Source organism: Jatrophihabitans sp. (genome assembly GCF_046262535.1).
Classification (GTDB): Bacteria; Actinomycetota; Actinomycetes; order Mycobacteriales; family Jatrophihabitantaceae; genus Jatrophihabitans.
Genome location: NZ_JBHEMO010000038.1, coordinates 40,830 through 51,877, shown reverse-complemented (window position 1 = coordinate 51,877; position 11,048 = coordinate 40,830). Strand labels below are relative to the sequence as shown.

13 protein-coding genes and 1 pseudogene are annotated in these 11,048 nt (G+C 69.5%); 5 read left to right on the top strand and 9 right to left on the bottom strand.

The window, feature by feature from the left end:
• Together ABR571_RS06185 and ABR571_RS06180 are read left to right on the top strand one after the other, a co-directional pair.
• Positions 1–491: pseudogene (locus tag ABR571_RS06185) on the top strand (hypothetical protein); the annotation flags it as partial.
• Positions 492–565: 74 nt separating this feature from the next.
• Entirely contained in the window at positions 566–787 is a 222-nt protein-coding gene (locus ABR571_RS06180; protein WP_409452314.1) for a hypothetical protein, read from the top strand.
• A gap of 37 nt (positions 788–824) precedes the next feature.
• Here ABR571_RS06180 and ABR571_RS06175 read toward each other — a convergent pair whose 3' ends face one another.
• Positions 825–1,748, bottom strand: a complete 924-nt coding sequence (locus ABR571_RS06175) for an RNA polymerase subunit sigma-70 (RefSeq protein WP_409452313.1) — start codon at positions 1,746–1,748, stop codon at positions 825–827.
• 144 nt (positions 1,749–1,892) lie between these two features.
• Here ABR571_RS06175 and ABR571_RS06170 point away from each other — a divergent pair, with 144 nt between their 5' ends.
• Positions 1,893–2,630 (top strand): DUF899 family protein, encoded by a 738-nt coding sequence (locus ABR571_RS06170; protein WP_409452312.1) that lies wholly within the window; start codon positions 1,893–1,895, stop codon positions 2,628–2,630.
• Positions 2,631–2,646: 16 nt separating this feature from the next.
• Here ABR571_RS06170 and ABR571_RS06165 read toward each other — a convergent pair whose 3' ends face one another.
• Positions 2,647–2,865: a hypothetical protein gene (locus ABR571_RS06165; protein WP_409452311.1), complete on the bottom strand. Its 219-nt coding sequence runs from the start codon at positions 2,863–2,865 to the stop codon at positions 2,647–2,649.
• A gap of 20 nt (positions 2,866–2,885) precedes the next feature.
• On the opposite strand from ABR571_RS06165, the gene ABR571_RS06160 reads away from it, so the two are divergent.
• Complete coding sequence (locus ABR571_RS06160; RefSeq protein ID WP_409452310.1) at positions 2,886–3,041, top strand: hypothetical protein; 156 nt, start codon at positions 2,886–2,888, stop codon at positions 3,039–3,041.
• 31 nt (positions 3,042–3,072) lie between these two features.
• Here the strand turns inward: ABR571_RS06160 and ABR571_RS06155 are convergent, their stop codons facing one another.
• Entirely contained in the window at positions 3,073–3,492 is a 420-nt protein-coding gene (locus ABR571_RS06155; protein ID WP_409452309.1) for a MerR family transcriptional regulator, read from the bottom strand.
• Positions 3,489–3,830, bottom strand: coding sequence for a hypothetical protein (locus ABR571_RS06150; protein ID WP_409452308.1), 342 nt, complete (start codon positions 3,828–3,830; stop codon positions 3,489–3,491). The genes ABR571_RS06155 and ABR571_RS06150 overlap by 4 nt, the downstream gene beginning before the upstream one ends.
• 80 nt (positions 3,831–3,910) lie before the next feature.
• Between ABR571_RS06150 and ABR571_RS06145 the strand changes: the two genes are divergently transcribed.
• Entirely contained in the window at positions 3,911–5,512 is a 1,602-nt protein-coding gene (locus ABR571_RS06145; protein ID WP_409452307.1) for a CocE/NonD family hydrolase, read from the top strand.
• On the opposite strand, the gene ABR571_RS06140 is transcribed toward ABR571_RS06145, so the two are convergent.
• From ABR571_RS06140 to ABR571_RS06120, 5 genes are all read right to left on the bottom strand, one after another.
• Positions 5,513–7,297, bottom strand: coding sequence for a DUF4012 domain-containing protein (locus tag ABR571_RS06140; protein WP_409452306.1), 1,785 nt, complete (start codon positions 7,295–7,297; stop codon positions 5,513–5,515).
• A 69-nt stretch (positions 7,298–7,366) separates the two neighbouring features.
• The gene (locus tag ABR571_RS06135; RefSeq protein WP_409452305.1) at positions 7,367–7,612 is read right to left on the bottom strand and encodes a phosphopantetheine-binding protein; all 246 of its coding nucleotides are present in this window, start codon (positions 7,610–7,612) and stop codon (positions 7,367–7,369) included.
• Positions 7,613–7,675: 63 nt separating this feature from the next.
• Complete coding sequence (locus ABR571_RS06130) at positions 7,676–8,515, bottom strand: SAM-dependent methyltransferase (protein WP_409452304.1); 840 nt, start codon at positions 8,513–8,515, stop codon at positions 7,676–7,678.
• The gene (locus tag ABR571_RS06125) at positions 8,512–9,492 is read right to left on the bottom strand and encodes an NAD-dependent epimerase/dehydratase family protein (RefSeq protein ID WP_409452303.1); all 981 of its coding nucleotides are present in this window, start codon (positions 9,490–9,492) and stop codon (positions 8,512–8,514) included. Before ABR571_RS06125 ends, ABR571_RS06130 begins: the two co-directional genes overlap by 4 nt.
• Positions 9,489–10,916, bottom strand: a complete 1,428-nt coding sequence (locus ABR571_RS06120; protein ID WP_409452302.1) for a polysaccharide biosynthesis tyrosine autokinase — start codon at positions 10,914–10,916, stop codon at positions 9,489–9,491. Before ABR571_RS06120 ends, ABR571_RS06125 begins: the two co-directional genes overlap by 4 nt.
• Between the last annotated feature and the right edge of the window lie 132 nt (positions 10,917–11,048).

Below are 11,048 nucleotides of genomic sequence, written 5' to 3'. Positions count from 1 at the left end.
TGCCGGTTCTGCTGCATGTGCAGGGAGACAGGTCGCGCCGCCTGACTTTGATCGGCTACGCCGGCATTCTGGTCCCCCTCGTGATCCTCAACATCGGAGAAGGGAGTGTCGAGGGATTCGTGAAGCCCTATCTGGCCAAGCACGGCGGCCTACCCGGGTCCGACCTTCCGGGGCTCGCCGACTTCGAGGCGCCCGCGTTGATCGTGGTGCTCGTCGGCACGATCTGTCTCGCCGTCGCCGTGTTCCGCGCGCGGGTGCTGCCCGTCTGGGTCGCTGTGGCCTTCTTCGCGGTGCCCCTGTTGGCCGTGTCCGGTATGTCCGGAGCGGTGAGCCTGATTCCGGATTATCTGCTATTCGCCGCGCTGTTCGCGGTCGGCCTGCACGCCTTGCGCGCGGCGCCGGCCGCCGGGGGCGAGGGGGCATCAGCAGACGGTGCGTCGCCCTCGGGGAGACTCCGGCGCGCGCAGCGCATCGCATCGCTTCGCGTGTAACGGGCGTGCGACACGGGGCGCTCTTCTCATCAAGGCCGCGCGTTGCGACCACCGACGAACTCGGAGGAGCGCTCATGAAGCGTTATGCACTGGCTCTGGCTCTTGTGATCGTGGCGTCGGCGGCCCCCGCCGACGCCGCGCCGAACCCGAATCCGAACGCTCCGGCGCACGCCGGCACGGCCTGTGCCAATGTGCTGTCCCACAACCCCAACGCCGGTCCGTACGGCCACAGCTCCGAGCAGGGCGGATCCCACTTCTTCGCCGTGGGCGTAGCGCTCTGCGGATTGGGCGGCTAGCGGGAACCAGCAAACCCGCCGTCGAACGCGGGCCCGCTCAGTCGCCTGCGGGCAGGGTTGGAGGCAGGCCGAAGGCGGCGACGTGGTGGGCGCCGACGAAGGCATTGCTCTCGGCGATTCGGCCGTCGACGATGCGCAGTACGTCGACGACCAGCGCCTCATAGTGCGCGCCCCCGGGTCGCCGCAGGTAGCCGATCAGCGCCGGCCGGCCGTTGGCCGCGGATGGCACTGTGCGCCAGTCCAACGGCCGGCCGAGGAACTCCGCCGCCGCGTCGATCCCTACGACCGGCGCGTCGGGCGGCATCGTGATGCGGACGTCTTCGGCGAGCAGCGCCCGGAAGTCGTCCGGATGCCGGGCCGCGGTGTAGCGGCGCAGGATCCGTTCGTCCTCGGCCGTCAACTGGGGACGCCGCCATTGCCGGGGGTCGTCGGGCACCCGCTCGCGCAGGAGGCGACGCCCGCGCTGGATCAGGCTGTTCGCCGCCGGCACGGCGACCCCGAGCGCGTCGGCGATCTCACCCGGCGTCCAGCCGGAGATGTCGCGCAGGACGAAGGCGGCCCGTTGCCGCGGCGGCAGATACATCAGGGCGGCGATGAGGACCAGCTCGACCGTCTCGTTGGCGACGAAGTCCTGCTGCGGGTCGGCGCCGAGCAGGGCATCGGGGTACGGACCCAGGTCCGCGCACCATTCCAGCGGGTCCCCAGCCGGGATCGAGCGCGGGGCGGCCGCCTTGCGGGTGTCGAGGAAGACGTTGGTGGCGATCCGGTACAGCCACGTGCGCACCGACGCCCGACCCTCGAACCGGTCGCGGGCGCGCCAGGCCCTCAGGAAAGTCTCCTGGACCAGGTCGTCGGCGTCGGCGACCGAACCGGCCAGCCGGTAACAGTGCGCATGTAGCGCGCGACGGTGCTCGTCGAAGGCGCTGCGCAGCCAGGCGGCGGGGTCGTCCTCGGGCGGCATGTTCCTCCTGGTTCCTCGTGCGGCAATGGTCGAACACGGTACTGACGAACCGCGGCCTCGCCGATCGACATTCACCGATGACGGTTCGCCGGGTTCCTCGTCTGTACCTGTGACCGACGATTCCGCCACACGCCAGGAGTGCCAGTGACAACGCCTGCAGCCCCGCCCATCGTCGACCGCGACACCTGGCGGCGCGAACAGCACGACCTACGGCTCACCGAGAAGGCCTACACCCGCCAGGGTGACGCGATCGCGGCCACACGCCGCCGGCTGCCGATGACCGAGGTCGATGCCAGCGCCGAGCTCGTCGGCCATGCCGGCCGCACGACTCTTCTGGACGCCTTCGCCGGCCGGGATCAACTCATCGCCTACAAGCACATGTGGCACCCCGGCCGGCCCATCGAGCAGCAGTGCGAGGGCTGCACGTTCACCATCTGGAACTTCCAGGACGCCTGCTACCTGCACGCGCGGGGCGTCAGTTTCGCGGTGTTCTGCGAAGGACGCTGGGACGAGGTCGCGCCGTTCCGCGACTTCATGGGCTACACGCTGCCGTGGTACTCGGTCTCCGGCGTGGACGACCCCGCGGTGGCTGCCGGTATCTCCGACGACGACCGCGGACTGATCGCCTGCTACCTGCGGATCGGGGACCGGGTCTTTCTCACCAGCGAGACGACGCGCCGCGGCGTCGAGACGATCATGCCGTCACTGCGCCTGCTCGACCTGACGGCGTACGGCCGCCAGGAGGTGTGGGAGGACTCGCCCGCGGGCTGGCCACAGGGCCCGACCTACGCGATCTGGAGCAGGGACGGCCGGCCGACGGCGCAGTGGACGCGGCCCGGCGCCACCCGGGTCCACGGCGCAGCCGAGCACTCCTGCCACTGACGGTGCGACGATGCCGCTACGGCGTCTGGTCTCCGTAGATGTCCTGGTCGAGGCCGCCGGCGCGAGGGCAGGTGTCGCCGGTGAAGGACCCGTCGGCCAGCACCTGGCGGCACTGCATGACGTCGGCGCCGGGATCAGCGTCGTTGTCGTCGCCCTCCCGGGCGTCAGCACCGGCCACGGTGTTGCGGGAATCGGTCCACACGCCGAACTGTTCGTAGTTCGGGTTCGACGCCACGTCGGTGAGCCGGGTCGCCGGTGCTGGGACCGATCTTCCTGCTGTGCTATCTGATCGACCGGCGCAGCCGTAAGCGCGGGCACACCACGTCGGTGAACGAGCGGCGGCCCCGCGACGGCCGGTCGGACGCCCGCGCGATCAATGCCGTCCCGAACTCGGCAGGCCACATCTCCTAAACCGACGCGCAACGCAACGGCCGCTGAACAATCAGCCGGCCGATGTCCAGAGCGGGCACTCGGGCGACGCCGCGCACTCGAGCAGGTCGTCGCAGCCGGCCAGCGACGCTTCCGCCAGCGCATCCCGGATCGTCGCGAGGTCGGCGATCTTGGCCTCGATCTCCTCCAGCTTCGCCGCCGTCCGGGCCGCGAGGCCCCCGCTCCCGCAGCGGTGACGCCGGGCGGAGTCGAGCAGTTCGGCGAGCTCAGCCAGCGAGAAACCCAGCCGTTGTGCGGCCTTGATCATCCGCAGCTCGACCACCGTCTCCGGAGGGTAGAGCCGGTGACCGCCCAGGCTCCGCTGCGGCTGGGTGAGCAGCCCGCGGCGCTCGTAGTAGCGCAACGTCTGCCGGTTCACCCCCGCGGCGGCAGCGACCTGTCCGGTCCGCAGGGCACGATTGCTTTCGTTCACGGCGCACCGGCCGCCGACACAGCGAGCGCCCGGGCCTGGAGCCCGTCGAGAACGTCGACGTGGACGTCGGGCACGGCGATGTCCAACGTGACCGTCTCCGACACGGCGGCGACGGCGAAGGTGAAGAACGAGCAACACTCGGACTCTTTCGCGGCCAGGTCGGCCACCACCCCGACCGGGAATTCTGCGCCGTCGACGACAAGGCGCAGCGCGGTCGGACTGCGGCGCTCGACCGCGGAGACCGACGCGAACAGCCGGTCGAACTCGCCGCTGCGCAGCGGCCGCTCCGGTGTGGGCAGCGTGCAGACCGCCGGTGCCCAGTCGGGACTGTAAGTCATGGATCCACGGTAAGCCTGTACCTGAGTAGCGGATGCAACCCAGGCACGGCCGGTGAACACCCTTCAATAGGGTGTGCGACATGAGACGCCCGAACCGCACGCAGTTGATCATCGCGGTGCTCGCGGTCGGGGTGTTCGCCGCCGGGCTCGTCACGTACCTGGCCGAGCGGACCGACGGCCAGTCCAAGCCGAGCATCGCCTCGGACGTCGGCCAGATAATCCCGAGCCAGGGCGCGAAGCTCGCGGCCGAGGTGATCACGCCCAAGGGCGTCGCGCATCCCCCGCTCGTCGTCATGCCGGCCGGATGGGGGCAAGCCGGGACGGAGTACCACTTCGTCGGCCTGCGGTTCGCCCAGAGCGGCTACGAGGTCGTCGCCTACGGGCAGCGCGGGTTCGGCAAATCCACCGGAGCGGTGGACTTCGCCGGGGCCGGCAGCCAGCACGACGTCACGGCGGTCATCGACTGGTCACTCGCGAACACTTCCGCCGATGCGTCCCGCATCGCCGTCTTGGGTGTCTCGTACGGAGCCGGCGTCGGCCTGCTGGCGGCCGCGCACGACAAGCGGATCCGGGCGGTGGCCGCGCTGAGTACGTGGGCCGACGTCGGCGCCGTCTTCGATCCGGCCGGTACGCCGAGCACTGCGGCGCTCGCCTCGCTCATCGGGGGCAAGTTGAACGGAGTGCACTACGACGCCACCACGACGCGGCTGCGCAACACCTTGCTCACCGATCCTATCGCCGCCGGGGCCGCGGTGCGGGCCATCGCCAGGACCCGCTCGCCGGTGACCTACGTCCGGGACCTGAACGCGAACCACCCGGCGATCATGCTGGCCAACGGCTTCCAGGACTCCATCTTCCCGCCGGCCCAGCTGGTGCCGTTCTTCACCGCGCTGACGACGCCCAAGCGGCTGCAACTCGCGGGCGGCGACCACGGCGGCGCCGAGCTCGGCGAGTTGCTCGGTGAGAAGGTCGGCGGTCCGATCACCGACGCCCTCGCGTGGTTCGACCACTACCTGCTCGGTAAGGACAACGGTATCCAGTCGGAGGGCCCGATCATCATCAAGGACGCCCAGCGGGTCTCGACGCGGAGCTTCGCCAGCTGGCCCCAGGCACCGGTGCGTCAGCGCGTCCACCTGGGCATTCCGGGAGCGACCTCGAACCAGACGGGCAACCTGGCGGCGCCCACGTGGAGGGCCCAGATCCTTGCCGGTTACGACAGCACGGCGGCCAGCGGCCAGGCGCAGCTCGTCCCGGGCGCGAGCTACAACCCGCCGCACGACCCCGTCACAACCCTCAACAAGGGAACGGCCTTCGTCTGGATCGGCCCGCCGAGCGTGACACCGGTGACGCTGACCGGGATCCCGACCTTGCAGTTGTCGCTGGGCAGTTCCGCAGGACGGCCGACGGTGTTCGTCTACCTGTACGACGTGGACTCGAACGGGCTCGGCACGCTGATCGACTTCCAGCCCTACACCGCGGACGGCGGTACGACTGCCCACCCGGTCCCGGTGACCATCACCATGCAACCGGTGTCGTGGTCGATCGATTCCGGCCATCGGCTCGGGCTGGTGATCGACTCGGTCGACGCCCGCTTCCGGTCGCACACGCCGAAGAACGCCATCATCACCGCGACGGCCACCGCGAAGTACCCGGCGACGTTCACCGCGCCGGTTTCTTCTTGATCAGCCGCAGTTCTGCTCGTACTTCTGGACGGCCAGCGGCGCGACGCCGGGCTGGCGCCAGATCCGCGTGGCGCCCTGACCGGCCGGTTCCTGCAGGTGCACGGCGAGTGTCTGCGTCGTCCCCCGCGGGATCTCCAGATCGAAGCGGAAGATTGGGTGCCCGAGGTCGTGCTCGACCGCGGCGGTACTCGGCCGGCCGTTCAGCGTGACGCTGTTGAGCTGCGACCCGGCCGTGGCGTAGAAGTCGACGATCGAGTGGTTGTCTCCAGGCCGGGCCGTCGGTGGCGGATGGTCGGCCCGCCCGACGACATACAACGGCAGGCCGCCGGCCGGGGCGTTGTTCGTCAGCTTGATCGTGACCAGGCTGTCCCGCGTGGGCCCGCATCCGGTGCGCTCATAGGTGATCGAGCGCGTCAGGTAGAAGTCCAGCTTGCCGGCGGCGGCGTTGTTGACGACGAGGCCGGCGAACGGGTGGTTGCCCTGCGGGATCGCTCCGGCGAAATGGCTGCGTTCGAGTACTGATTCCACGTGCGGGTCATCCGACCAGGCCAGCAGTCGCTGCTCGGTCGCCGAGCGGCTCGCCGCCTGCACGATCGACAGGCCGTTGCCCGAACCGCTGATGATCTTCTTCGACGCGGCGCGCAAGACCGACACGATGAACTGCTTGCGTTTGATGTTGTCGTTGAACAGGACGTACTCGTCGCGTTGCGTCAGGGTGACCACGTTCGCCGCGCTGATCGTCCCGCCGCCGGACAGGCCGGCCGGACCGGTCACGGCCAGGAAGTAGCTCAGCGCCGTGGGATCCAGAGCGAGCACGCCATCGACCTGCTGGCCGCTGACCTTCTTCCACATCGCCTGCCAGATGCGGGCGGCATAGGGGAAGTGCGGGCTGACATTGGAGTCGACGAACGTGTTGGTCGGCAACGACGGGCCGTACGCGGAGTCGTAGCCCGCGCCGAACGACAGGCCGGTCCTGATCTCCTGATTGGTCGCGGCCGGCTCGAGGACGGCGTCGCTCTCGAAGCGGGTGAACTTCAGCGTTCCGTGCGAGGCCCGGGCGATCGCGAAAGCGCCGGGCAGGCCGCCGGTGCCGCGCAGCTCGGCCTCGTTCTGCAGGCCGATGAAGTAGGTCTGCGAACGCTCCCGACCGAGCATCGTCGGCAGCACCTCGGCGACCCGGGCCGCGGCGTCGGTGTAGCCGCGAATGATGTCGAGGTCGCTCGCGAATTTCGCCCGCCCGCTGTCCACCGGACCGATCCAGGTGCTGTGCGGCAGGCTCGCCAGCAGCGCGCTGGCCGAGTCGATGTCGCGCGCCGCCTGCTGCAAGGTCGGCACGGCCCGGACCAACGGGGCCAGCTTGATCGTGTCGCCCGAAGCCCGCAGGGTCGTCGGGTTGAGGGCGTCGGCCACGCTCAGGAGCTTCGGAAGGGCGGTACTGCCGACCTGGGCGCCGGCGAGCGTGGTGCCGCGCGCGACCTCGAGCGGGTCGCCGACCCAGGGCAGGTGGGCGCCGAACCACCAGGCAGGGCCACTCGTCAGCTGGTGGGCCCGGTCGGCGACGGCTGGGATCCCCTTGGCCAGAGTCCGGGCATCGTCGACTCGGCCGTCGGCGATCAGCATCCGCACTTCTTGCAATCGGTTGTCGAGTTCTCGGGTCTGCTGGCGGGCGAGGTAGGCGGTGATCGCGATCCAGACCAGGCCGAGACCGGCGAGGAGGCCGGCGGCCAGGAGCCCGATGCGGATGGGACGGCGGTGATAGCGCAGGTAGCGCACCCGCGACCGCACCGCGCGCCTGAGGGCGGAGCGGCGCCATCGCCGGCGCAGCCGGCGAATCCGCGCCGAAGTGCTAGGCAATCACGGGGTCGGCGCGTCGGCGGCGTAGAAGTCGAGGATCTCGCCGACGGTCTGCGGCATCTGGCCCTCGCTGAACGGATCGGTTCCCATCTCGTCCTCGAGCACGACCGACAACTCGGCGGTGGCCAAGGAATCGAGGCCGATACCGCCGGCGAAGAGCACGGTGTCCCTGTCGATCTGGTCGTTCTTCTTGGAGCGGCGCAGGAAATCCCTGATCGCAGCCTCGACCCGGGCGTTCTCGGCCATGGGGACTCCTTCTCGATCGAATTCGCAGGGAGGGTATCTCAGCGAGCTACCGGGGGTCGGTCATCAGGACGGCTTGACGGCGGCGAAGATCCCGTAGCCCAGCGTCCCGTCGCGCCAGAAGGATTCGAGGATGTCGGCCGAGCGCGCGAACGCGTCCACACCCGACTGGCCCAGCAGCGGCGTCACCTCGTCGCGGTGGCGCTCGACGTTGGCCCGCCATCGGTCGAAGGTGGGCAGTGTGGCGTCGGTCAGGTCCTCGGCGAGGTCCACCGACAGACCTTCGCCCTCAGCCAGGTGGAGATAGCGGTCCAGCGGATCCATCCGGGCCTCGCCGAACGCTTCGCGCAGGGTGGCGAACTCGGCGCTGCGGGCACGTAGTTCGGCGAAGGGGACGTCCCGGCGTCGGATCAAGTCGCAGAGCACGAGCCGGCCACCCGGTCGGAGCACTCGGGCGCACTCGGCGATCAGTGCGTCCCGCGCCGGCATCAGGTGCGACGACTCGAGGGCCCATACCCGATCGAACGTCTCGTCCGGCAGGCCGTTGTCGGTGCCGTCGCGGACCTCGAACCGCGCCCGGCCCAGCAGCCCCGCCGCCGCGGCGCGGGCCAAGGCCCGTTCCACGCCGATCGCACTCGTCGTGATGCCGAGGACATCGACCTGCTGCGTGCGCACGAGGTGGCAGGCCGGATCGCCGGTTCCGCAGCCCACATCGAGCACCCGCTGGCCCGGCGCGAACGCCGCGGCGGCCGCCATCCGATCGGTCAGCGCCCGGGTGGCGTCGGCCAATGACTCGTCGCCGTGCGCGAACAGCCCGTAGTGCAGCGACTCGCCCAGGAGCAACCGCCAGGCGTCGGTGACCCGGTCGTAGTGGGCGGCGGGATCCGGATCCTCCGGGAGGGTCATCCGGCGAGAGACTTCTTGACCTCGTCGTACACCCACCGGTACGTGTGCTCGAGCCCGTCGGTCAGCGTGATCGACGGCGCCCAGCCGTACCGGCGGATCATCTCGGTGTTGTCGCTGCTGCGTCCGCGCACGCCCTGCGGGGCCGTGAGGTCGTGGTTGCGCGCCACCGTGATCCCGGCGATCTTCTCGACGATGTCGACCATCTCGTTGATGGTCACCAACTCGTCGCTACCCAGGTTCACCGGGTTCGGGTCGTCGCCGTCGGTGATCGTCCGCGTGCCATGCACACAGTCGTCGATGTACATGAACGTGCGCGTCTGCAGGCCGTCGCCCCAGATGTCGATCGAGTGCTCACCGGTTATTGCGGCGGTGGCGATCTTGCGGCAGATGGCGGCCGGTGCTTTCTCGCGGCCGCCGGTCCACGTCCCTTCGGGGCCGTAGACGTTGTGATAGCGGGCCACCCGCGTCTGCACGCCGTAGTCCTCGAGGAAGTGGCGCGCCATCCGCTCGCTGAACAGCTTCTCCCAGCCGTAGCCGTCCTCCGGCATGGCGGGGTACGCATCCTCTTCACGCAACGCGACGACGTCGGGTGAGGTCTGGTGCTCGGCGGCGTACACGCAGGCCGAGGACGAGTAGAAGTAGCGCTCGACGCCGGCGTCCTTCGCGGCCAGCAGCACGTGGGTGCTGGTCAGCACCGAAAGCATGCAGGCGGCCTTGTTGTTCTCGATGAAGCCCATGCCGCCCATGTCGGCGGCCAGGTTGTAGACGACGGCGGCACCGTCGACGGCCGAGCGAGCCGTGTCCAGCAGTGACACGTCGCCCTGCACGCTGGTGGCATCCGGGTGGACCTGATGCCACTCGTCCAGCGGCTTCACGTCGATCCCGCGGACGGACTTGCCTTCAGCAAGAAGCGATCCGACCAAGTGGCCACCGATGAAGCCACCGGCACCGGTGACGACGGCGTCGACAGAGCTCACGCGCGACTACCTTCCCTGTTGGATTCGTCGGCCGAGCGCGCGGCACGGCGTCCGCGGCGCGACGACTCGACGGTGTTGTTCGGCTTGGAGTGCGGCAGATCATCGGTCTGGTAGTACGTGTAGCCGTACTCGTTGTTGCGCTTCATCGGGGCGCGGTTCAACACGACGCCCAGCAACTTGGCGTCGACCCGGCGCAGCGTCTGGGCCGCCCGCTCGACGTTCGTGTCGGTGGTCACGCCGTGGCGAGCCACCAGCAGCGTGCCGTCGGCCAGCGCGGCGACCTCGGAGCCGTCGGCCACCGGCAGCAACGGCGCGGTGTCGATGACGACGTAGTCGACCTGGTCGAGCAGCGAGCGGATCACGTCGCGCACGTAGGACGACGCGAGCACCTCGCTGGGGTTGGGCGGCGTCGGTCCGGACGCCAGCACGTACAGGCTCGAGCCGGCGTGCTGCAGCGCCTTCTGGAGGCTGATCTGCTGGATGAGAACACTGGTGAGGCCCACCGGGCTGACCAGCCCGAGCACCTTGGCCACCGTCGGGCGCCGCAGGTCGGCGTCGACGAGGCACACGCTGAAGCCGGCCTCGGCCAGTGTTGACGCCAGGTTGATGGCAACCGTCGTCTTGCCCTCTTCCGGGATCGAGCTCGTCACGGCAATGACCCGGGGGTGCTCGTCGACGTTCGCGAACTGCAGGTTGGCCCGGAGCTGGCGGAAGTTCTCGGCCCGGATGTTGCGGTTGCCGGCCCGAGTCGCGACGGGATGCCGTTTGGTCTTCGGATCGTCGACGACCACGCCCATGATCGCGGCGTCGGCCACCTTCGAGAGGGTCTCGGCGTCCTTGATCCGGTTGTCGAGGACGTCGCGGGCCACGGCCAGCGCCGCGCCCAGCAACAGCCCGAGCAGGACGCCCAGAGCGATGTTGAGCACGGGCTTGGGGCTCGTGGCCGAGGCCGGCTCGTCGGCCGGGCCGGTGAGGAACAGCTTCACCGAGCTGTTGAACCCCTCGACGGCCTGGATGAAGCCACGGGCCGCCGAGTTGGCGATGTTGGCCGCCCGCGCCGCGTTGCCGTCGGTGGCGATCACGTCGATGATCGCCTCGCCGGTCACGGCCTGGGCGCTGATCTTGCTCTTCAGCGTCGCCGGGTCGAGGCCGAGGTGCAGGTCGCTCTGGATGTACTTCAGGATGTCCGGGTTGTCGATCGTCTGCGCAAAGGTGGGCACTTGGACGGTGACGAACGCATTTGCCTGGTTCAGCACCGAGGCATCACCCGCGGAACTGGTCGACACGAGCACCTGGGCCGTGGCGCTGTAGGTCTTCGGTGTCAGGTTGGTGATGAGCAGCGCGACGCCGGTCGCCACGAGGACGAAGACGACGACGAGCCGCCACCGCTCCCGCAGCACTCGCAGATAGGCGCGAAGCGTCACAGACCAGACTCCTCTTGATATTTCCCTCGTAGAGGGCGCGACGACCGGGACGTCTCTGCGGCAGATGTTAACCGGTCCAACGAGCAAGTGCCTATTAAGCAATGGAACCGACCCGGCCCACACGCTCGTTGT

Excerpts from the sequence above, each read along its gene's own strand:
- ABR571_RS06180 (WP_409452314.1), top strand. The coding sequence starts at position 566 with ATGAAGCGTTATGCACTGGCTCTGGCTCTTGTGATCGTGGCGTCGGCG.
- ABR571_RS06175 (WP_409452313.1), bottom strand. The coding sequence starts at position 1,748 with ATGCCGCCCGAGGACGACCCCGCCGCCTGGCTGCGCAGCGCCTTCGAC.
- ABR571_RS06150 (WP_409452308.1), bottom strand. The coding sequence starts at position 3,830 with ATGACTTACAGTCCCGACTGGGCACCGGCGGTCTGCACGCTGCCCACA.
- ABR571_RS06145 (WP_409452307.1), top strand. The coding sequence starts at position 3,911 with ATGAGACGCCCGAACCGCACGCAGTTGATCATCGCGGTGCTCGCGGTC.
- ABR571_RS06135 (WP_409452305.1), bottom strand. The coding sequence starts at position 7,612 with ATGGCCGAGAACGCCCGGGTCGAGGCTGCGATCAGGGATTTCCTGCGC.
- ABR571_RS06130 (WP_409452304.1), bottom strand. The coding sequence starts at position 8,515 with ATGACCCTCCCGGAGGATCCGGATCCCGCCGCCCACTACGACCGGGTC.